This window comes from Cellulomonas shaoxiangyii, from assembly GCF_004798685.1.
GTDB classification, from domain to species: domain Bacteria; phylum Actinomycetota; class Actinomycetes; order Actinomycetales; family Cellulomonadaceae; genus Cellulomonas; species Cellulomonas shaoxiangyii.
The window spans coordinates 1,047,586-1,068,205 of sequence record NZ_CP039291.1; the positions used below are offsets into that span (position 1 = coordinate 1,047,586).

The 20,620-nt window shown below is 76.8% G+C and carries 19 protein-coding genes and 1 riboswitch; of the genes, 12 read left to right on the top strand and 7 right to left on the bottom strand.

What is annotated here, in order from left to right; translation table 11 throughout:
* The first annotated feature begins 200 nt into the window (after positions 1 to 200).
* Complete coding sequence (locus E5225_RS04830) at positions 201 to 668, top strand: aromatic ring-opening dioxygenase LigA (protein ID WP_135973934.1); 468 nt, start codon at positions 201 to 203, stop codon at positions 666 to 668.
* A gap of 144 nt (positions 669 to 812) precedes the next feature.
* On the opposite strand, the gene E5225_RS04835 is transcribed toward E5225_RS04830, so the two are convergent.
* Positions 813 to 1,220, bottom strand: coding sequence for a hypothetical protein (locus E5225_RS04835; protein WP_135973935.1), 408 nt, complete (start codon positions 1,218 to 1,220; stop codon positions 813 to 815).
* Complete coding sequence (locus tag E5225_RS17425; RefSeq protein ID WP_167306013.1) at positions 1,217 to 2,794, bottom strand: PspC domain-containing protein; 1,578 nt, start codon at positions 2,792 to 2,794, stop codon at positions 1,217 to 1,219. The genes E5225_RS04835 and E5225_RS17425 overlap by 4 nt, the downstream gene beginning before the upstream one ends.
* Before the next feature lie 159 nt (positions 2,795 to 2,953).
* Here E5225_RS17425 and E5225_RS04850 point away from each other — a divergent pair, with 159 nt between their 5' ends.
* The 5 genes from E5225_RS04850 to pcrA all read left to right on the top strand — a co-directional run bounded on the left by E5225_RS04850 (position 2,954) and on the right by pcrA (position 8,599).
* The gene (locus E5225_RS04850; RefSeq protein WP_243738390.1) at positions 2,954 to 4,324 is read left to right on the top strand and encodes an ATP-binding protein; all 1,371 of its coding nucleotides are present in this window, start codon (positions 2,954 to 2,956) and stop codon (positions 4,322 to 4,324) included.
* Between the two features lie 35 nt (positions 4,325 to 4,359).
* Complete coding sequence (locus tag E5225_RS04855; RefSeq protein ID WP_243738391.1) at positions 4,360 to 4,971, top strand: LuxR C-terminal-related transcriptional regulator; 612 nt, start codon at positions 4,360 to 4,362, stop codon at positions 4,969 to 4,971.
* Positions 4,972 to 5,036: 65 nt separating this feature from the next.
* Positions 5,037 to 5,384: a hypothetical protein gene (locus E5225_RS04860; protein ID WP_135975112.1), complete on the top strand. Its 348-nt coding sequence runs from the start codon at positions 5,037 to 5,039 to the stop codon at positions 5,382 to 5,384.
* Between the two features lie 67 nt (positions 5,385 to 5,451).
* Entirely contained in the window at positions 5,452 to 5,943 is a 492-nt protein-coding gene (locus E5225_RS04865; RefSeq protein ID WP_135975115.1) for a DUF456 domain-containing protein, read from the top strand.
* Between the two features lie 85 nt (positions 5,944 to 6,028).
* A complete protein-coding gene (gene pcrA, locus E5225_RS04870) occupies positions 6,029 to 8,599 on the top strand; it encodes a DNA helicase PcrA (protein ID WP_135975110.1) in 2,571 nt (856 codons plus the stop codon).
* Here the strand turns inward: pcrA and E5225_RS04875 are convergent.
* Positions 8,586 to 9,254, bottom strand: a complete 669-nt coding sequence (locus E5225_RS04875; RefSeq protein ID WP_135975108.1) for a nucleoside/nucleotide kinase family protein — start codon at positions 9,252 to 9,254, stop codon at positions 8,586 to 8,588. The genes pcrA and E5225_RS04875 overlap by 14 nt on opposite strands.
* A 145-nt stretch (positions 9,255 to 9,399) precedes the next feature.
* Between E5225_RS04875 and sucC the strand changes: the two genes are divergently transcribed.
* The 3 genes from sucC to E5225_RS04890 all read left to right on the top strand — a co-directional run bounded on the left by sucC (position 9,400) and on the right by E5225_RS04890 (position 13,075).
* Positions 9,400 to 10,581, top strand: coding sequence for an ADP-forming succinate--CoA ligase subunit beta (gene sucC, locus E5225_RS04880; protein ID WP_135975106.1), 1,182 nt, complete (start codon positions 9,400 to 9,402; stop codon positions 10,579 to 10,581).
* Positions 10,582 to 10,620: 39 nt separating this feature from the next.
* Positions 10,621 to 11,508, top strand: a complete 888-nt coding sequence (sucD, locus tag E5225_RS04885; RefSeq protein ID WP_135975104.1) for a succinate--CoA ligase subunit alpha — start codon at positions 10,621 to 10,623, stop codon at positions 11,506 to 11,508.
* Positions 11,509 to 11,743: 235 nt separating this feature from the next.
* Positions 11,744 to 13,075: a cell division protein PerM gene (locus tag E5225_RS04890; RefSeq protein ID WP_208543840.1), complete on the top strand. Its 1,332-nt coding sequence runs from the start codon at positions 11,744 to 11,746 to the stop codon at positions 13,073 to 13,075.
* 48 nt (positions 13,076 to 13,123) lie between these two features.
* Here the strand turns inward: E5225_RS04890 and E5225_RS04895 are convergent, their stop codons facing one another.
* Positions 13,124 to 13,540 carry a hypothetical protein gene (locus E5225_RS04895; RefSeq protein WP_136225324.1) on the bottom strand — a complete coding sequence of 139 codons (417 nt, stop codon included), beginning with the start codon at positions 13,538 to 13,540 and terminating at the stop codon, positions 13,124 to 13,126.
* Between the two features lie 360 nt (positions 13,541 to 13,900).
* Here E5225_RS04895 and purN point away from each other — a divergent pair, with 360 nt between their 5' ends.
* Positions 13,901 to 14,563, top strand: a complete 663-nt coding sequence (purN, locus tag E5225_RS04900; protein WP_424945125.1) for a phosphoribosylglycinamide formyltransferase — start codon at positions 13,901 to 13,903, stop codon at positions 14,561 to 14,563.
* Between the two features lie 31 nt (positions 14,564 to 14,594).
* Here purN and E5225_RS04905 read toward each other — a convergent pair whose 3' ends face one another.
* On the bottom strand, positions 14,595 to 15,539 hold the full coding sequence (locus E5225_RS04905) for a hypothetical protein (protein ID WP_135972891.1): 945 nt from the start codon (positions 15,537 to 15,539) through the stop codon (positions 14,595 to 14,597).
* 171 nt (positions 15,540 to 15,710) lie between these two features.
* A riboswitch (ZMP/ZTP riboswitch) is annotated at positions 15,711 to 15,800 on the top strand.
* Positions 15,801 to 15,831: 31 nt separating this feature from the next.
* Between E5225_RS04905 and purH the strand changes: the two genes are divergently transcribed.
* On the top strand, positions 15,832 to 17,445 hold the full coding sequence (purH, locus tag E5225_RS04910; RefSeq protein ID WP_135972890.1) for a bifunctional phosphoribosylaminoimidazolecarboxamide formyltransferase/IMP cyclohydrolase: 1,614 nt from the start codon (positions 15,832 to 15,834) through the stop codon (positions 17,443 to 17,445).
* Between the two features lie 106 nt (positions 17,446 to 17,551).
* Here the strand turns inward: purH and E5225_RS04915 are convergent, their stop codons facing one another.
* Positions 17,552 to 18,811 carry an NAD(P)/FAD-dependent oxidoreductase gene (locus E5225_RS04915; RefSeq protein WP_135972889.1) on the bottom strand — a complete coding sequence of 420 codons (1,260 nt, stop codon included), beginning with the start codon at positions 18,809 to 18,811 and terminating at the stop codon, positions 17,552 to 17,554.
* 256 nt (positions 18,812 to 19,067) lie between these two features.
* Here E5225_RS04915 and E5225_RS17860 point away from each other — a divergent pair, with 256 nt between their 5' ends.
* Positions 19,068 to 19,379 (top strand): DUF3017 domain-containing protein, encoded by a 312-nt coding sequence (locus E5225_RS17860; RefSeq protein WP_243738153.1) that lies wholly within the window; start codon positions 19,068 to 19,070, stop codon positions 19,377 to 19,379.
* Positions 19,380 to 19,488: 109 nt separating this feature from the next.
* On the opposite strand, the gene E5225_RS04925 is transcribed toward E5225_RS17860, so the two are convergent.
* On the bottom strand, positions 19,489 to 20,577 hold the full coding sequence (locus tag E5225_RS04925) for an aquaporin (RefSeq protein ID WP_135972887.1): 1,089 nt from the start codon (positions 20,575 to 20,577) through the stop codon (positions 19,489 to 19,491).
* Positions 20,578 to 20,620: the final 43 nt, after the last annotated feature.

The window sequence follows — 20,620 nt, forward strand, 5'->3', positions numbered from 1 at the left end:
TCGCAGGTCAGGCCAAAGGTCCCATGTTTCCGCGGTACCGTGGACAGCGCCGTCCGGAGTGCACCCGGACAGGGGACCAGGGTCCTACGGGGACGGCCGCGCGCAGGCGCACTCTAGTCATGTGAGCACGACAGCTCACCGGGACCGCGCAGGGGGCGCGGCACCGAATTCGGGGAGAAACAGAAGGATCGGGGAGTCCGATGTCCGCAGCAGTCCGCAAGCCCGCCCACCTCAAGGCCCTCGCCATCGTGGTGATGGCGTTCGGCATGATCTTCGCCGTCGCCGGCACGGCCACGTGGGCGCTCGTGTCCGGCAACCTGCGCAGCGAGCAGATCACGGTGTCCGAGGACGCCGCCATGTTCGGCGGCGAGCTCGTCGACACGCCGTGGGAGGCGTGGGCGCAGGCCGACATCATCAACCACCACGCGCTCGACGCGTCCGGCGGCAAGACCTACTCGCAGCTGGACAAGGAGGACCCGGTCCGCGAGACGATGATGAACGGCTCGTTCCTGCGGGCCTCGCTGTTCACGTCGGTCGTCGCGTTCGGTGTCGCGCTCCTGGTCTTCGGCCTCGGTGTCGTCTTCATCGTCACCGGTGAGGCGCTGCGCCGGATCGCCGCCCGCGTCGACGTCCCGACGGCCGTCACCGCGGAGCCCGTCACCGTCTGACGCACCACCACCCGCCCGGCCTCGTGCCGGTGCACCACGAGGGCCGGTACCCGATGCGGGTACCGGCCCTCGGTGCGTGCGCCGCGGCGTCCTCCCGCGCCGGGTGCCCCGTGGGGACCCGGCGCGCGCCGCGGCGCGGGGCGGTCAGCCCCGGACGCCGCCCGGCTCGTCGCCCCGGCCACGCCGGGCGTTCGCGACGAGCGGGCCGATGATGAGCCCGAGCCCGGCCAGGATCAGCAGGGCGATCGCCGCGAGCTCGAGGTCGATCGTGTAGCCGGCGGCGATCGCCAGGACGCCCGCGCCCAGCAGGGCGATCACGACGCCCCAGACGATGGTGCCGACCCGGGCACGGTCGCGCGCCGGCCGGCCCGTGGTGCCGGTCGCCGTCGCGCCGTCGGCCGTGCCGTCGTGCGCCCGGTCGGCCGCGGGCGCGCGCTGCGGGTCGTCCGCCGTGCCGCTCACCGGCTCGTCCACCGGCAGGGGCCGGGTCTCGTCCACGGGCAGGGGCCGGGTCTCGTCCGCCGGCAGGGGTCGGGTGTCGTCGGTGCTCATGGTGTGCTCTCCTCGATGATCCGGACCTCGCCGACGCCCGCGCTGACGTCCAGCACCAGGTCGGCCTCGCCTGCCTCGACGGTCGCGTCGTCCCGGAACGTCATGCCGCTGGCACCGATGGCGTCCTGCATCCGGGTCTCGCCGTCCAGCTCCCACCGCACGGTGCCGACGCCCGCGGAGAAGCGGGCCTCGACGGCCGCGTCGACCGGCACGACCACGGTCAGCTCGCCGACGCTGAGCGTGAGGGGCACCACGAGCTGCTCGCCCGCCAGCGGGACCGACGTCAGGTCGACTCTCGCGTGGCCGACGCCGCCGTCGAAGCCGCGGGCGGCCTCGTCCCGAGCCATCATGACCACCTCGACCCGGTTCTCCTCCCACTCCTCCGGGCCGGCCCACCAGTCCTCGCGCTCGCCCTGCGTGTACACCGCCCACGGCAGCAGCCCGAGGGCCGCGACGACCGCGAGGAAGCCGAGCAGGCCGCTCGAGCGGCCCCGGGCGCCGAGCGTGACGATGCCGATGCCGGCGAGCACCAGCGCGATGCCGCCGGCCGTCAGGCCGACCGGCCCGTCGAACGTCCCCGTGCGCTCACCGATCAGCAGCACCGCGAGCCCCAGGACCGCGAGGCCGATGACGGCGCCGAGGGTCGCGGGGTCCGCGCCGCGGCGCGGCGGGCGCGGGGGCCTGGCGGGACGCGGCGGGCCGGACGGCGGCGGAGGCGTCCAGCCGCCCGTGGGTGGCGCCGGCGGGGGCGTCCACCCCCCGGCGGGCGGCGCCGGGGGAAGGGGGGTCGTGGACCGCGCGTCGGCGCCGGCACCCCACGCGGCCGCGGCGGGCGGGTACGGCGCCGCCGACGTGGCCGCAGGCGGGGCACCCGCCGGGCCGGCTCCGCCGGGCATGCCGGTGGGCGCCGTCGGGTAGGCCGGGCCGCCGCCGGGCGGCACGTACGCGCCCGGTCCCGGCCAGGGCGTCCCGGGCGGCGGCGTGCCGGTCCCCGGCCGGCGGCGCACGGCCAGCACGACGAGCGCGACGAGCCCGGCGACGAACGCCAGCCACAGCAGCGCCGAGAACCAGCCGGTGCCGTCCCAGAACCACCACCAGCCGTCGCCGCGGCCCAGGCCGACGAGGACGAAGGCGAGCGCACCGAGCAGGGCGATGTCGCCGTCCCCGTCCACGAGGCGCTCGAGGTGGATGCGCCCGTCGCGCTGCTCGGGCAGCAGCGCCCACGCCACGCCGTACAGGACGAGCCCCAGGCCGCCGAGCAGGACGGACACGGCCAGCAGGCCGCGCACGAGGAGCGGGTCGACGTTCATCCGGGCGGCGAGCCCGCCGGCGACGCCGCCGATCCAGCGGTCGTCCGAGCGGTAGAGGCCGGTGCGGCGCACGCCGGACCAGAAGCCCTGCGCGCCGGAGGGCCGGGGGCCGGGTGCGGCCGGGTAGGGGGCGCCGGCCGGGCCGGTGCCGTCGCCGGGGGCGTAGCCGGGCCGGGGGCCGGGGCCGTGCCCGGGCCCGGTGCCGTCGCCGGGACCCTGCCCGGGAGTGCCGGCGCCGGGGCCGGCAGGGGTCTGCGTGTCCATGGCTCGATCCTGTCGCCGCGGCCCGCCCCGGGGCATCGGGGACGACCCCTGACCCGACCCTGGCCCGACCCGGGTCGCGGGCGCCGCCGTCCCTGATCCGTGCCCCGACCTGCCCGGACGGGGGTCGGCACCGGGCTGCGGACGTGTGACGATCGGTGCGTGACCACCGGACCCCCGCCCGTCCCGGCGTCCGCCGCCGGCGTGCCGCCGCGCCCGCGGCTGCCGCTGCGTCGCCCCGACGCGGGGCGGTGGTTCGCCGGGGTCGCGGTGGGGATCGCGGCGCACCTCGACGTGCCGGTGGCCGCGGTGCGGCTCGCGCTCGTCGCGCTCGTGCCGGTCGCCGGCGCGGGGATCGTGCTCTACGTCTTCTGGTGGCTGACCGTCCCCGTCGGCGACCCGGCGGCGGTCGCGGCGGTCTCACGCCCCAGCGCGCTGCAGCGGCTCGCGCGGCGGCAGACCCTGCGTGCCGACGGCCGGCGCGTCGCGCTCGCGGACCTCGCGCTCGGCGCGCTGCTCGTGCTCGCCGCGGGCGTGCTCGTCGCGGTGCGGCTCGGCGCCCAGGTCGACTCCACCTGGGTGCTGCCCGCGCTGCTCGTCCTGGTCGGCCTCGGGCTCGCGTGGAGCCAGCTGGACGCGGTGCAGCGGCGACAGGGCGACGGCCGGCGCATCAGCGTCCTGCGCCTCATCGGCGGCGTGCTGCTCGCGGCGGCGGGCGTGCTGCTGCTCGTGGGCGAGAGCGTGGGTCGCGGCATCGAGCCCGCGCTCATGGTGCAGGCGGCGATCGGGGCGCTCGCGGTCCTGCTCGGTGTCGGGCTCGTGCTGGCGCCGTGGTGGGTGCGGCTCGTCCGCGAGCTCGGCGACGAGCGGGCCGCCCGTGCGCGCGAGGCCGAGCGGGCCGACATCGCCGCGCACCTGCACGACTCGGTGCTGCAGACGCTCGCGCTCATCCGCACGCGCGCCGACGAGCCCGTGGAGGTCGCCCGCATGGCCCGCGCCCAGGAGCGCGAGCTGCGCGAGTGGCTGTACGACGACCGCAGCGAGCCGGGCACGTCGCTCGCGGCGGCGCTGCGGGCCGTCGTCGCCGAGGTCGAGGACTCGCGCACCGGGCCGACCGGCGAGCCGGTGGCGGTCGACGTCGTCGTCGTGGGCGACCGCGTGCCCGACGCCGACGGCCAGGCGCTGCTGCAGGCCACGCGGGAGGCGCTGGTCAACGCGGTCGTGCACGGCCGCCCGCCCGTCTCGCTCTACCTCGAGGCGGGCCCGGCGGTGACGGAGGTGTTCGTGCGCGACCGCGGTGACGGCTTCGACCTCGACGCCGTGGGTCCCGACCGCTTCGGCGTGCGGGAGTCGATCATGGGCCGGGTGCGCCGACGCGGCGGCACGGCCCGCGTGACCAGCAGCCCGGCGCGCGGCACCGAGGTGCACCTGTGCATGCCGGTCGGCGGCGCGCCCCCGCCGGGCGACGTCCCCGCCGGCGACCCGGACGACCCCGCGGCCGCGCGCCGCACCGACCTGCAGGAGGACGCGTGAGCGCCGTCGACGTCGTGCTGGTGGACGACCACCACATGTTCCGTGCCGGGGTGAAGGCGTCCCTCGACGACCGCGTGCGGGTGGTGGGGGAGGCGTCCACGGTCGACGAGGCCGTGCGCGTCGTGCACGACCTCGCCCCGCCGGTCGTGCTGCTCGACGTGCACCTGCCCGGCGGCGACGGCGGCGGCGGGGCCGAGGTCGTGCGGCGGTGCGCCGACGTGCCCGGCACCCGGTTCCTCGCGCTGTCGGTGTCCGACGCGGCGGAGGACGTCGTGGCCGTGATCCGGGTGGGTGCGCGCGGCTACGTGACGAAGGCGATCGACCCGGCGGCCCTGTCCGACGCGGTGCTGCGCGTCGCGGGCGGTGACGCGGTGTTCTCCCCGCGGCTCGCCGGGTTCGTGCTCGACGCGTTCGGCGCGGCCGCGGGGGACGTCGCCACGGGGGACGACGAGCTCGACCGGCTCTCGGCGCGCGAGCGCGAGGTCATGCGGCTGATCGCGCGCGGCTACACGTACCGCGAGGTCGCCGCCGAGCTGTTCATCTCGATCAAGACCGTGGAGACGCACGTGTCCGCCGTCCTGCGCAAGCTGCAGCTGTCGAACCGGAACGAGCTCACGCGGTGGGCGGCGGCGCGCCGGCTGCTCTGAGAGCTGTGGCGCAGACGAACTGACGGGATGTCAGATCAGGCGCCGGCGCTCGGTAGGATGACCCCATGGACGTCGTCTACGGGATCCTCGTCGTGCTCCACCTCCTCGGCTGGGCCATGGTCTTCGGCGGTGCGCTCGCCGGCCTGCGCTCGGCGACCCTCAACCCGGGGGTGTTCCACGGCATCGTCACCGCGCTGCTCACGGGCATCGTGCTCACCGGCCTCGCGTCGGCCGGCGTGGCCGGCGACGGGCCCGACAACGTGAAGATCGGCGTCAAGCTCGTCGTCGCCCTCGCCGTGACCGCCCTCGTCGTCGTCGGGCGCCGCCGCGGCGAGAAGGTGACGACGGGCTGGCTCGGCGCGATCGTCGGGCTGACGGCCCTCAACGTCGCGATCGCCGTCCTCTGGCGCTGACCCGTACGCCTGCCCGGCCGGGCCGGTCGGGCACGCGTCGGCGCGCACCGCTACGGTCGGCGCCGTGATGATCGACTGGGGTACCGAGCTCGACCTGCTCACCGGACTGCTCGTGCTCGTCGGCCTCGTCGGCGTGGTGGTGCAGGTCCTGCCCGGCGCGCTGCTCGTCGGCGGTGCGGTGGTGCTGTGGGGCGCGCTGCAGGGCACGGGCGTCGGCTGGGGCGTCGTGGCCGCGGCCGTGCTGATCACGGTCGTCACCCAGGTCGCGAAGTACCTGCTCGCGGGGCGCCACCTGCAGCGCGGTGGCGTGCCGAACCGCACGCTCGTGTGGGGCGGGGTCGCGGGCGTCATCGGGTTCTTCGTCGTGCCCGTGGTCGGGCTGCCGCTGTTCTTCGTGGCCGCGATCTACCTCGCCGAGCGCCTGCGCCTCGGCGAGCACGACGCCGCGTGGCGCTCGACCGTGCGCGCGCTCCAGGCCACCGGTCTCACCATCCTCGTCGAGCTCGCCGGGGCGCTGCTCGTGGTCGGTGCGTGGGTCGTCGGGCTCCTGCTGCGGTGACCGGCGGGCCCGGGGCGGTGCGCGGTCCCGCGACGGCGGTCGCGTGGTCCCTCGTGTCGGTGGGGCGACCTACGCTGGTGGGGTCATGACGTCCTTGTTCGAGAGCCTCTCCCTGCCCGTCCCCGCCGGCGCCACGCCGCGGTCCCGTCCGGACGCGCGGGCCGCCGTCGCGCGCTCCCGCGCGGGCGAGTCGTCGGGCCTGCCGCTCGTCGTGCCGCCGCGTGGCGACACCCCCGACGCCGACGACCCGCCGCCCGCCGACGGGCGTGCCGCACGCGACGCCGCCCGCGCGGAGGCGCTGCTCGAGGGGCTGAACCCGCAGCAGCGCGAGGCCGTGCTGCATGCCGGGGGTCCGCTCCTGATCGTCGCGGGCGCCGGGTCGGGCAAGACGCGCGTGCTCACGCACCGCATCGCGTACCTGCTGGCCACGCACCGGGCGCGGCCCGGCGAGGTGCTGGCGATCACGTTCACCAACAAGGCCGCGGCCGAGATGCGCGAGCGCGTCGAGGCGCTCGTCGGGCCGTCGGCGCAGCGCATGTGGGTGTCGACGTTCCACTCCGCGTGCGTCCGGATCCTGCGCCGCGAGGCCGCGACGCTGGGCCTGCGGTCGAGCTTCTCCATCTACGACTCGGCGGACTCCCAGCGGCTGCTCACGCTGGTCGCGCGCGAGCTCGACCTCGACCCCAAGCGCTACCCGCCGAAGGCGCTGGCGGCGAAGATCTCGAACCTCAAGGACGAGCTCGTCACGCCCGAGGCGTTCGCCGCGACGTCCGGCGGCGGCAGCGCCAACGACTTCGACACCGCGCTGGCGCAGGTCTACACGCGCTACCAGGAGCGGCTGCGCCAGGCGCACGCGCTCGACTTCGACGACATCATCGTGCGCACGGTCGAGCTGCTGCAGGGGTTCCCCCAGGTCGCCGAGCACTACCGCCGACGCTTCCGCCACGTGCTCGTCGACGAGTACCAGGACACCAACCACGCCCAGTACGTGCTGGTGCGCGAGCTCGTCGGCGTCGACGGCGGTGCCGACGGCCACGGCGTGGGGCGCGGCGAGCTCACGGTCGTCGGCGACGCCGACCAGTCGGTGTACGCCTTCCGCGGCGCGAACATCCGCAACATCCTCGAGTTCGAGGCCGACTACCCCGACGCGCGCACGATCCTCCTCGAGCAGAACTACCGCTCGACGCAGACGATCCTCTCGGCGGCGAACGCCGTCATCGCGAAGAACCCGGACCGGCGCCCGAAGCGGCTGTGGACCGACTCCGGGTCCGGCCCGCAGATCGTGGCGTACGTCGCGGACTCCGAGCACGAGGAGGCGCGGTTCGTCGCGGAGGAGATCGACCGCCTCGGCGACACGCACGGCGTGCGGCCCGGCGACGTGGCGATCTTCTACCGGGCGAACGCGCAGTCCCGTGCGCTCGAGGAGGTGCTGGTCCGCGTCGGCCTGCCCTACAAGGTCGTCGGCGGCACCCGCTTCTACGAGCGCCGCGAGATCCGCGACGCCGTCGCCTACCTGCGCGCCATCGCGAACCCCGACGACGACGTGAGCACCCGACGCATCCTCAACGTGCCCAAGCGCGGGCTGGGGGAGCGGTCGGAGGCGATGGTCGCGGCCTTCGCCGAGCGCGAGCGGATCTCGTTCGGCGCGGCACTCACGCGGCTCGACGAGGTGCCCGGCCTCGGCACGCGCGCGCTCACCGGTCTGACGGCGTTCGCGACGATGGTCGAGGAGCTGCGCGACCTCGCGTCCACCGCCGGCCCCGCCCAGGTGCTCGGCGCGGCGCTCGACCGCAGCGGCTACCTCGCGGAGCTGCGCGCGAGCGAGGACCCGCAGGACGCGGGCCGCGTCGAGAACCTCGCCGAGCTGCACGCGGTCGCCTCCGAGTTCGAGCAGAGCGAGCCGGACGGGGACCTCACCGACTTCCTCGAGCGCGTGTCGCTCGTGGCGGACTCCGACCAGATCCCCGTCCCGGACGGCGCGGACGACGGCGACGGGGCCGGCGACGCGCGCGCCGACCAGGGCGTCGTCACGCTCATGACGCTGCACACCGCCAAGGGCCTGGAGTTCCCGGTCGTGTTCCTCACGGGCATGGAGGACGGCACCTTCCCCCACATGCGCTCGCTCGCGGACCCGGACCAGCTCGCCGAGGAGCGGCGCCTGGCCTACGTCGGGCTGACCCGTGCGCGCGAGCGCCTGTACGTCTCACGCGCGGCGGTCCGCACCGCGTGGGGCGTGCCGAACGAGTTCCCGCCCAGCCGGTTCCTCGACGACATCCCCGAGGAGCTCGTGGACTGGCGGCGGCGCGAGTCCTCGACGTCGCGCCTGCGCGGCGGGTGGGGGTCGGGCTTCGGCACGGGCGGCGGCCGGGGGTCCGGCTGGGGCGAGCAGCGCTCGGGGTCGGGCAACGGCCCGGTGCGCACGGAGCAGCGCCCGACGCTGCCGCGCACGGGGGCGTCCTTCGGGTCGGCGACGCCGCGCACGACCGGCGACGTGCCGGACCTGGGCGTCGGCGACAAGGTGACGCACGACGCCTACGGGCTCGGCACGGTCGTCGCCGTCGAGGGCGCCGGGCCGAACGCGGTCGCGAAGATCGACTTCGGCTCGCACGGCACGAAGCGGCTGCTGCTGCGGTACTCGCCGGTCACGAAGCTCTGACCGCCCGCAGGACCGGGCGGGCGACGTCCGCGTTGTCCACGACCACGTCGGCACGCCCCACGGGGTCGCACGCGGCGAGGTAGAGGCGCTGCCCGCCGAGGTAGCGCGCGTTCGCGGGGTCGCCCGGGTCCGCGGGGCAGCCGTCGCGGACCGCCATCCGGGCGTACGTCTCGGTGACCGGGGCGTCCAGCCAGATGCGCAGGTCCCACGCGTCCGCGAGCTCGTCCCGCTGCAGGAAGACGCCGTCGACCACGAGCACGGCCTCGGCCGGGGCCGTCCGCCACGGCGCGTCGACCGGCCGGTCCGTCACCACGTCGTGCACGGCGGTGCGGTACCGGCGCGACCCGCCCGGCGCGAACGCGTCGAGAAGCACGCGGCGGAACGCGTCGAGGTCGTAGGAGTCGAGGAAGAACCCCTCGGGGCTGGCCCGCCCCCGGCGGTAGCGCGCGGCGGCGGGGTGGTGGAAGCCGTCGACGGACGCCCGGACCACCGGGCGACCGGCGGCGCGCAGCGCGTCGGCGAGCTCGTCGGCGAACCACGTCTTGCCCGCGCCGTCCGTCCCGTCGACCGCGACCCGCACGGGCGCACCGGCCGCGACCGGGTCCGGTACCAGCGCGGCCACGCGCCCGACGACGTCTGCCCGCGCGGTGGTCACGGGGCGACGCTACCCACCGGACGTGCCACGGTGACAGCGCCCACATCTCTCGATGTCGAGCGATCTCGGTCCCGACGATACGATCGACCGGGCGACGCGGCCGCACAGGGCCGCCCGCGCGGTCGACGAGAGGAAACCGGACCAGGTGGACCTGTTCGAGTACCAGGCACGTGACATCTTCGAGAAGCACGGCGTGCCCGTGCTCGGCGGCATCGTCGCCACGACCCCGCAGGAGGCGCGCGCAGCGGCGGAGCGGCTGCTGCCGCCCGACGGCGGCGTCGTGGTCGTCAAGGCCCAGGTGAAGACCGGTGGCCGCGGCAAGGCGGGCGGCGTCAAGCTGGCCCGCTCCGCCGACGAGGCGGCCGAGATGGCCGGCGAGATCCTCGGCATGGACATCAAGGGCCACACCGTGCACCGCGTGATGATCGCGGAGGGCGCGAAGATCGCCACCGAGTACTACTTCTCGCTCCTGCTGGACCGTGCCGAGCGCCGGTACCTGGCGATGGCGTCCGTCGAGGGCGGCATGGAGATCGAGCAGCTCGCGGTCGAGCGGCCCGAGGCGCTCGCGCGCGTCGCCGTCGACCCCCGCACGGGCATCGACGCCGCCAAGGCGCAGGAGATCGTCGCCGCGGCCGGGTTCGACGCCGACGTCGCGCCGAAGGTCGCGGCCGTGCTGCAGACGCTGTGGACGGTGTACCGCGAGGAGGACGCCACCCTCGTCGAGGTCAACCCGCTGGTCCTCACGGAGGCCGGCGAGGTCGTCGCGCTCGATGGCAAGGTGACGCTCGACGCGAACGCGGACTTCCGTCACGAGGACCACGCGGCGCTCGAGGACAAGGCCGCGGCCGACCCGCTCGAGGCGCGCGCCAAGGAGAAGGACCTCAACTACGTCAAGCTCGACGGCGAGGTCGGCATCATCGGCAACGGCGCGGGCCTCGTGATGAGCACGCTCGACGTCGTCGCGTACGCCGGCGAGGCGCACGGCGGCGTCAAGCCCGCGAACTTCCTCGACATCGGCGGCGGCGCGTCCGCGTCGGTGATGGCGGCGGGCCTCGACATCATCCTCACGGACCCGCAGGTCAAGTCGGTGTTCGTCAACGTCTTCGGCGGCATCACGGCGTGCGACGAGGTCGCCCGCGGCATCGTCGAGGCGCTGGAGATCCTCGGTGACGAGGCGTCCAAGCCGCTGGTCGTCCGCCTGGACGGCAACAACGTGGCCGAGGGCCGCGCGATCCTCGCGGAGGCCGCGCACCCGCTCGTCACCCTGGCCGAGACGATGGACGGCGGCGCCGACAAGGCGGCCGAGCTCGCCCACGCCGCCGCCTGACGCCCGCCGACCCACGAACCGAGAGAAGCAGACACCACCATGGCGATCTTCCTGACCGAGGAGTCCAAGGTCATCGTCCAGGGCATGACCGGGTCCGAGGGGCAGAAGCACACGACCCGCATGCTCGCGTCCGGCACGAACGTGGTCGGCGGCGTGAACCCCCGCAAGGCCGGCACGTCCGTGACGTTCCCCGCCGGTGACGGCACCGTCGACGTGCCGGTGTTCGGCACCGTGGCGGAGGCGCTGGAGAAGACGGGCGCGGACGTGTCCGTCATCTTCGTCCCGCCGGCCTTCACCAAGGCCGCCGTCATCGAGGCCGTCGACGCGGGCGTCCCGCTCGTCGTCATCATCACCGAGGGCGTCCCGGTGGCCGACACCGCCGAGTTCTTCGCGTACGCGCAGGACAAGGGCGTGCGCCTCGTCGGCCCCAACTGCCCCGGCCTGATCAGCCCCGGGAAGTCCAACGTCGGCATCATCCCCGCCGACATCACGGGCCCCGGCAGGATCGGCCTGGTCTCGAAGTCCGGCACGCTGACCTACCAGATGATGTACGAGCTGCGGGACTTCGGGTTCTCGACGGCCATCGGCATCGGCGGCGACCCGATCATCGGCACGACGCACATCGACGCGCTGGCCGCGTTCGAGGCGGACCCCGAGACCGAGCTCATCGTCATGATCGGTGAGATCGGCGGCGACGCCGAGGAGCGTGCCGCCGCGTTCATCCAGGCCAACGTGACCAAGCCGGTCGTCGGCTACGTCGCGGGCTTCACCGCCCCCGAGGGCAAGACGATGGGCCACGCCGGCGCCATCGTCTCCGGCTCGTCCGGCACCGCGCAGGCCAAGAAGGAGGCCCTCGAGGCCGCCGGCGTCAGGGTCGGCAAGACGCCGTCCGAGACCGCCGCGCTCGCCCGCGCGCTGCTCTCCTGAGCACCCTCGCCCGGGGCGCGCACGCGTCCTGAGCGCCGCCGCCCCCGGGCGGCACCACGGCCCCGGCCCGCGGACCTCGCGGACCGGGGCCGTGCGCGTCCCGGCGGCCGAGCCGCGCGTGCGGTGCGTCGCCGTCCGGTGGGTCGTCGCGCCCGGTTCCGCCTGTGACGTCCGGTACGGCGACGCGCCGCCCGGGCTGCGCGGGCCCGCGCGCCGGAGCGGCGACCATGGTCCCGTGCCCCCCTCCACCGGTCCGGTCCCCGTCACGGGACGCGTCCGCCGCGTGCTGCAGGACGACGCACGGCCGTCGTTCTTCACCAGCGCGATCGACGGGGCGCCGCGCTGGGCCGTCGGGGCGCTCGCCGCGTTGCAGGGGGCGGCCCTGTCGCTGCTCGTGCTCGCGGTGCCGGCCGTCGCGGTGTTCGTCACCACGTCCGCGGACCCGTCGAACGTGGACGTGGCGTGGACCCGCGCCGTGGTCGTGGCGGCGAACCTGTGGCTGCTGGCGCACGGCGTGCCCGTGAGCGCCGGCGGGGCGGCCGTCTCCCTGCTCCCGCTCGGGCTGACCCTGCTCGCCGGGTTCACCTGCTACGCCTCCGCCCGCCGCTCGGGCGTGGCCACACGCTCCGGGGCGCTGGCGTCCGTCGCCACGTACGCCGCGCTGACCGTGCTGGTCGCGCTCGTGTGCGGCGTCGGCGCGGGCGGGGTGGTGCGCGCCCTGCTGGGCGGGGTGGTCGTCGGTGGGCTGGGCCTCGGCGCAGGCCTGCTGCGCCGTCCCGAGGCACCGTCGTGGCCGGTGCTCGTCGCGCCGCTCGCCGACCGGCTCCCGGGTCCGGTGGTCGTCGGCCTGCGGGCCGGCACGCTCGCGGCGGCGGCCCTGGTCGCCGTGGCAGCCGTGGTGACCGCCGTCTGGGCGCTGGCCGGCCGGGCGACCGTCGCCGACGTCGTGCGGATGCTCGAGCTCGACGCCGTCGGCGGTGTCGTGCTCGCGCTCGCGCAGCTCGCCTACGCGCCGAACCTGGTGGTGTGGGCGCTCGCGTGGGTCGCCGGGCCGGGGTTCGCCGTCGGCGCCGGCACGCGGTTCGCGCCGGCCGAGGTCGTCGACGGGCCGCTGCCGGCGCTGCCGCTGCTCGGCGCGCTCCCCGCCCCGGACCTCGCGGGCGGGGCGCTGCTCGCCGCGCCGGCGCTGCTCGTCGCCGTCGGACTGCTCACGGGCCTGGCGGTCCACCGGCGGCTCGTGCCGACCCGGGGGCGGGACGTCCTCGTCGCGGTGGGCACGGCCGCCGCCACCGCGGGGCTGCTGGTGGCGGCCCTGCAGCTCGCGGCGGCCGGCGCGGCCGGACCCGGGCGCATGACGCAGGTCGGTGCCGCGGCCTGGCTCGTCGGGCTCGCTGTCGCGGGCGGGGTGGCGCTCGGCGCCCTGCTCGTCGCCGTGCCGTCGGACGCGGCCGTGCGCGCGTCCCTGCGCGCGCGGCGGGAGGCGCGCCGCACGGGGGCCGGCACGGGCCCCGGCCGGACCGGCGCGGCCGGCGACGGCGCCGGCGGCACGGACGCGCTCGCGACCTAGCGCGTCCCTCGTCGCGTCAGTGCGGCGTCGGCCCCGCGCCGCGGCGGCCTAGCCGTCCGTCGGTGCCGCGGGCAGGAAGGACCGGGTGGTGCGCTCGACGTCCTCGACGAGCTGCGTGTCGCACGCGCGCTCGGCCTGCACGGTCAGCGCGTGGGCGCGGCACTGCTGGTGCGCCTCGCGCGCCGACGCGTAGACGAAGACCTGGATGCTCATCAGCGTCCAGAGCACCGACGCGACCACCAGGACGGACGTGAGCGTCACCACGGCACCGCGCGCGTGGGCGCGCACGCCCCGCACGACGGCCAGGACGCCGAGCACGAGCGCGGCGAGCGACGCCACGGGCGTCGCGTAGGCCCACGGGTACGGCGCCGAGACGAGCAGCACGGCGACGAGGAGCGCGACCGCGCCCCACGCGGCGGTGCGGGTGCTGCGCGCCACGCCGGCGGGGTCCGGCTCCTGCTGCACGGGGTGCGGGTGCGGTCCGCCGCGGTGTGCACCGGGTGCCGGCGCGCCGTGCGGGGGACGTGCGGACGCGCCCGAGCGCGGGTCGCCCGACGGCGGGACGCCCTGCTGCGGGACGCGCGGCGGCGCGCCCTGCGGCTGTCCCTGCGGGTGGCCCTGCGGGTGGCCCTGCGGGGGAGGGCCCGCCGGTCGGGCGGGGCCCTGCGGCTGCTGCACCTGCGGCGGTGCGGCCGGGCCCTGCGGGGGTCCCCCCTGCGGTCGGGGGTGCTCCGGCGGTGCCCAGGGGTTGCCCATGGCGCCCATCATCCCGCACGGGTGGGACGCGCCGTCCCGCACGCCCGGTGCCCGGTAGCGTGCGGGGCCGTGACCACCGCGCGCCCCGCACCGCCGCCGCCGACCCCGCCCGTGCGCGGTGCGGACGGCACCTGCCGCGTCGTCGTGCTCGTCTCCGGTGCGGGGTCGAACCTCGCGGCGCTGCTGGCGGCGCACGGCGACCCGGCGTACGGCGCGCGCGTCGTCGGCGTCGTGAGCGACAAGCCGGCGGCCGGCGGCCTGACGCTCGCGCGGACGGCGGGCGTCCCGACGGCGGTCGTCGCACCCCAGGACTTCGCGGACCGGCCGGCGTGGGACGTCGCGCTCGCGGAGTCGATCGGCGTCTTCCACCCGGACCTGGTCGTGTGCGCCGGGTTCATGCGCATCATCGGGTCGCCGACGCTCGAGCGGTTCGCACCCCGCATCCTCAACACCCACCCGGCGCTGCTGCCGTCGTTCCCCGGCGCGCACGGCGTCCGGGACGCCCTCGCGTACGGCGTGCGGGTCACGGGGTGCACCGTGCACCTGCTGGACGCGGGCGTCGACACGGGTCCGATCGTGGCGCAGGGCGTCGTCGGGGTGGAGCCGGACGACGACGAGGCGTCGCTGCACGAGCGGATCAAGGCCGTCGAGCGCGAGCTGCTCGTGCGCACGGTGGGCGAGGTCGCCCGCGGTGGCCTGCGCGTCGAGGGCCGTCGGGTCGTCGTCGGCTGACGTCCGCCCGCGAGGCAGGCCGTGCGCCCCGTCAGCGCCAGAGCACGGCGCGCTCACCGTCGTCGGTGAGCACGCAGCCCGCCGCCAGCCCGCCGCCGTTGACGGCCGTGAGGATCGTGGTCCCCGCGCCGGTGGGGACGAGCCGCATCGTCGCGCCCCGGTCCTGCACGAACGCCTGCTGGCCGGCGCCCGGCATGCTGATCGACCCGATCGCGCGCCCCCGGTCGTTCAGGTCGGCGACGAGCCCGAGCGCGCCGCCCCCGGGGCCGACGTCGGTGACGGCGCCGGACCGCGACCAGCGCACGGGGCGCATGTCGGCCGTGCCCGCCGCGACGTAGCTGTAGCCGGCGGCACGCCCGTCGCTGTCGACCGCCGTGGCGAGGCTCGAGCCGCTCCCGTCGCCGAGACCCGGCAGCCGCACCAGCCGGCCGTCCGCCTCCCACCGCACGGCGTGCTGCGTGCCGTCGAGCCAGGCGGCGCCGACGACCTGGCCGCGGTCGTTGACGTCGTTCGCGTCGGTGCGTCCGCCGAGGCCCACGAGCGGCGTCATGACCCCGCGCCGCCACCGGAACGCGGCGGGCTCACCGCCCGGTGCGCTCGACGTGCCGACCAGCTCGCCGCGCTCGCTCAGCCCGGTGACGTACGACAGGACGTGGTCCGGGCTCAGCGTCCCGACCAGCCACAGCCGACGCCCGTCCCAGAACGCGGCGCGCCCGTCCACCTCGCCCGCCACCTGGCCGCGGTCGTTGACGAACCGCGCGCTCGTCAACCCGCCCGGCAGGCCGAGCACGTGCCCGTCCCGCACGACGTGCGTCGTGGTGACGACGACGCCGCGGTCGTTGACGTCCCACGCGCACTCCTCGACGCCGAGGTCGACCACCGCGGCGGCACCGTCGGCCGGCCGGTGCGCCTCCTCCCCGAGCGGGACGGCGACGGCGAGCGCGGTCGCGAGCACGGCCGAGACGAGTGCGGACATGGCGACCCCCGGTTGTCCGGCCGCCCGCGCCCGGGTGGCCGCTACCGATCCTGCGCGCCCCGCGAACCGGGGCACAACGGGCGGTGCCGGAGTTCACCTGGGTGACGTCGGGACGTCGGTCGACCGCCGTGCCCCCGGCGCCGGGGGTGGGTGCAGCGGCCCGGTAGAGTGGCGCGCGGTCGTGACTGGCGCAGGTGGAGACAACCACCGGGGAGCGGCCGCAGCCGCCTCGACCGTGCACCGCCCGCCTGGGTGCCGGGGTCCACGCTCGACGCTGCCCCCGGGAGACGCCATGTCCGACGCGCCCACGCCCCTCACCGCCGACGCCACGCGCCGCCCCGTGCGCCGCGCCCTGCTGTCGGTCTACGACAAGACCGGGCTCGTCGAGCTCGCGACCGCGCTGCACCGCGCCGGCGTGGAGCTCGTCAGCACGGGTTCGACCGCCGCGACGGTCGCCGCGGCCGGCGTCCCGGTCACGCGCGTCGAGGACCTGACGGGGTTCCCGGAGTGCCTCGACGGGCGCGTGAAGACGCTGCACCCCCGCGTGCACGCGGGCATCCTCGCCGACACGCGCCGCCCCGAGCACCTGGCCCAGCTCCAGGAGCTGGGCGTCGCGCCGTTCGAGCTGGTCGTGGTCAACCTGTACCCGTTCACCCGGACGGTCGCGTCGGGCGCCGACGTCGACGCGTGCGTCGAGCAGATCGACATCGGCGGGCCGTCCATGGTCCGCGCGGCCGCGAAGAACCACCCGAGCGTGGCGGTCGTCGTCGACCCGGCGCGGTACGACGAGGTCGTCGCCGCCGTGGCGGCCGGCGGGTTCACGCTCGCCGAGCGCACGCGGCTCGCCGCGCAGGCGTTCGTGCACACGGCCACCTACGACGTCGCGGTCGCGTCCTGGATGGGCAGCGTCGCCACGACGACCGACGAGGTCGACGGCGTCAGCACGGGCTTCCCCGCGTGGGTCGGTGCGACGTGGGACCGGTCGGACGTCCTGCGCTACGGGGAGAACCCCCACCAGCGCGCCGCCCTGTACACGGCCGGGCACGGACCGGCCGGGCTCGCGCAGGCGACGCAGCTGCACGGCAAGGCGATGAGCTACAACAACTACGTCGACGCCGACGCGGCGTGGCGGGCGGCGCACGACCACGACGCCCCGACGGTCGCGATCGTCAAGCACGCCAACCCGTGCGGCATCGCGGTCGGGGCCGACGTCGCCGACGCGCACGCCAAGGCGCACGCGTGCGACCCCGTCTCGGCGTTCGGCGGCGTGATCGCGACGAACCGGGTCGTGACGCGCGCGGCGGCGGAGCAGATCGCGCCCGTGTTCACCGAGGTCGTCGTGGCACCGGGGTTCGACGCCGACGCGCTCGAGGTGCTGCGGCAGAAGAAGAACGTGCGCTTGCTGGTGGTCGACGCCCCGCCCGCGGGTGGGGTGGAGATGCGCGCCGTGTCCGGCGGGCTGCTGCTGCAGTCGGTCGACCGTCTCGACGCACCCGGCGACGACCCCGCCGGCTGGACGCTCGCCGCGGGGGAGCCCGCCGACGAGGCGACGCTCGCCGACCTGCGCTTCGCGTGGCGCGCGGTGCGCGCCGTGAAGTCGAACGCGATCCTGCTCGCGCACGACGGCGCCTCCGTCGGCGTGGGCATGGGTCAGGTCAACCGCGTCGACTCGTGCCGGCTCGCCGTCGAGCGCGCCAACACGGGTGACGTCGAGCGGGCGCGCGGCGCCGTCGCGGCGTCCGACGCGTTCTTCCCCTTCGCCGACGGTCTGCAGGTGCTGCTCGACGCCGGCGTCCGCGCGGTCGTCCAGCCCGGCGGCTCCGTCCGCGACGAGGAGGTCGTCGCGGCCGCGGCGGCCGCCGGCGTGACGCTGTACCTGACGGGCACGCGGCACTTCGCGCACTGAGGCTCCCGGCACCGCCGCGCACCGGCCGCCGCCGGACGACGCGCCGAGGGGGCCCGCCGCGCACGGCGGGCCCCCTCGGCGTGGCACGGGGGCGGCCCCGCGGCCCTCAGCGCCGGGGCAGCGCGGCGAGCGTCGTCTCCCCGTCGAGGCGCACGTGCGGCAGGTCCGGGCCGGCGAGCAGGCGCCGTGCGGCGCCGACGTCGCGCGGACGGTCGACCGTGAGCGCCGCGGTGACCGGACCGTCCGTGCCGCGGCTCCACAGCACGGACCAGCCGCCGTCGGCCGGGTCGCCGAGCACGACCGGGGCGTCGTCGGCGGCGGGCAGCCCGAACAGCGTGAGGTCGTGCCCGAGCTGGGTGGAGAACACGTACGGCGTCAGCTCGCTGCCGTCGTCGTCCGTCGCCAGGAGGCGCCGCACCAGCAGGTCGGGCCCGCGCAGCGCCTCGTCCCAGTGCCCACCCGGCACCCAGCCGTACCGCGCGGACCGGCGCAGCGCGACGTCGCCGACGGCCAGCAGGCCGTCCAGCGGCCCGGCGGGCGCGAGCACGCGGTAGGACTCGTCGACCGGCACCGCGCCGCCGTGGAGCGGGAGCGCGTCGGCCAGCCACGCCGTGGCCGGACGCGCCCCCACCGCCACGAGGACGACGTCGGCCGGCAGCACCGTCCCGTCGAGCAGGCGCACACCGGCGTCGCCCACGTCCGTGACCTGCGCACGCGTGCGCAGGTCGACACCCGCGGCCGCGTACCAGGGCACGGTGAGGGCGCCGATGCGGCCGCCGAGCCCGGTGGCGAGGGGTGCGTCGCGGGCCTCGACGACCGTCACGTGGTGGCCCGCCGCCGCAGCGACGCCGGCCACCTCCGCGCCGATCCAGCCCGCACCGACCACGACCAGCCGGCGCGGTCCGCCGTCCAGCGCGGTCCGCAGCCGGTCCGCGTCCGCCGCGGTGTGCAGCGTCAGCGCGGAGGGCCACGCCGGCACGCCCACCGCGTGCGACCCCGTGGCGAGGACGACGCAGGACGCCCGGTGCTCGCCCTCGTCGGTGAGCACCGCGGCCCCGGGGCGCCCGGGCTCGACGCGCAGGCCGCGCGCCGCGACGCCCAGCCGCACGTCGTCCGCGAGCCCGTGCAGGTCGAGGCCGAGCTCGTCGGTGAGCCACGCCGGCTCGGTGCGGTCGAGCAGGTGCTTCGAGAGCGGCGGGCGGTCGTACGGCGGCACGTCCTCGGCGCCGAGCACGCGCACGTCACCGGCGAACCCGTGGCTGCGCAGGGCGGCGACGGTCTGCGCCGCGGCGAGGCCGGCGCCCACGACGAGGACGTCGACCGGCGGTGCGTGCGGAGAGGTCGCGGAGGGCGTGGGCGTGCTCACCCGCCCACGCTAGCCTTGGCGGGCAGTCAGTCGGCCGTTCGGAAGGAGCGCCGCCATGGCCACGTCGCGGCATGCGGGCCCGTCCGTCGCCGCACCCCCGCACGGCCCCGTCTGGCCGGCGCGCGGCGCAACCCCCGAGCCGCCGCCACGCGACGGCACGGCGCCCGCCGGACCCGGTGGCACGCCCGCCGGACCCGGGGCCCCGGGACCGCAGCCGCCCCAGCGGCTGACGGCGGAGCCGCCCGGCGGTGCGGAGGTGCCCCCCGAGGAGCGCCCGCTCGACCCGCGGGCCATCGCCCGCGCGTCCCTGGCCGCCGGTCGCAACGCCTCCCTGTTCTGGACGGTGGGCGGCGTCGCCGCGTCCGTCGTCGCCGCGTTCGTGGGGAACGCGGCGATCGGCGCGTCCGTGCTGGCGCTCCTGCTCGTGGTCCTCGGCGTGGCGCGGGCCGTCCTGCCCTCGCCGGGGCCGGCGGCGTTCGGCGTGCGCGCCAAGAGCCTCGACGTCACGATGCTGCTGGTCGCGGCCGCCGCGCTCGCCACGCTGGCCTGGGTGGCGCCGACGGCCTGAGGCCGCCCGGAGAGCCGGTGCGGCCGCCCGGAGAGCACAGAGCGTGCGGCCCGGCACGGTGGCCGGGCCGCACGCTCGTGGGGTGCGGTGGTGCGGTGGTGCGGGCGCGTCAGGCGCGGCGCTCGTCGACGACGACCACGTCGTCCTCGACGACGTACGTCTCGTCCTCGCCGAACAGCGAGTCCTCGGTCGGCTCGGTCGCGAACGCCCGGTAGATCAGCGCCGCGACGGCCGCGCCCAGCAGCGGGGCGACCCAGAAGAGCCAGACCTGCTCCAGCGCCCAGCTCTCGGAGAAGATCGCGGCGGCCAGCGAGCGGGCCGGGTTGAGCGAGCCGTTCGTCACGGGGAACGCGACGAGCAGGAGCGCGGCGTAGGACAGGCCGACGGCGAACGGCACGTGCGCCTTGTGCGCGCGGCGGTCGGTCGCGCCGAGGATGACGCCCACGAGGACGGCCGTCGCGACGACCTCCACGAGCAGCGCCGTGACGAGCGTGAACTCGGCCTGGTCGCCGGACAGGCGGGCGAGCGGGGAGTGCTCGTCGAAGCCGTTCGCGGCACCGCTGAACAGGCCGCGCCGGGACGTGTCGCCGCTCTGGCTGACGAGCGCCGGCAGGCCGGGGGGAATGGTCAGGTAGAGCACCGCGGCGGCGAGCGCCGCGCCGACGACCTGGGCGAGCCAGTAGGGGAGCAGGTCGCGGAACGGGGTGCGACCGGCGAGGCACGCGCCGAGCGTGACGGCCGGGTTGAAGTGGCCGCCGGAGACGGCACCGAACGCGACGATGCTGGCGAGCAGCGCGATGCCGAAGCCGAGCGCGACGGCGAGGCCGCCGCCCACGTTGCTGAACGTCGCGTACAGGGCGATGCCCACGCCGGCCAGCACGATGAAGAACGAGCCGACCGCCTCGGCGCCGAGCCGCGCGAGCAGCCCGGGCGCGGCCGTGACGACCGTGCCCGCCGGGACGACGTACACGTCCTCCTCGACGACCTCCGTCGCCGCGGGGGTCGCGCGCGGGGCGTCGGCCGCCGTGGCGCCGGCGTCCGCCGCCGTCGTGCCCTCGGTCGATGCCGGGGTACCCGCGCCGGGGGCGGCGGGGACGGGCGTACCGGCGGCCGCGGCCGGCACCGTGGTCTCGGCGGCGGGGGTGGTCCCCTCGTGCTTCGGGGTGCCCTCGGGCACGTCGGGATTCTGCTGGGACATGTCGGTCCTGTCGGCTCGGGGTGGCGGTGCTGCCGGGCCGCTG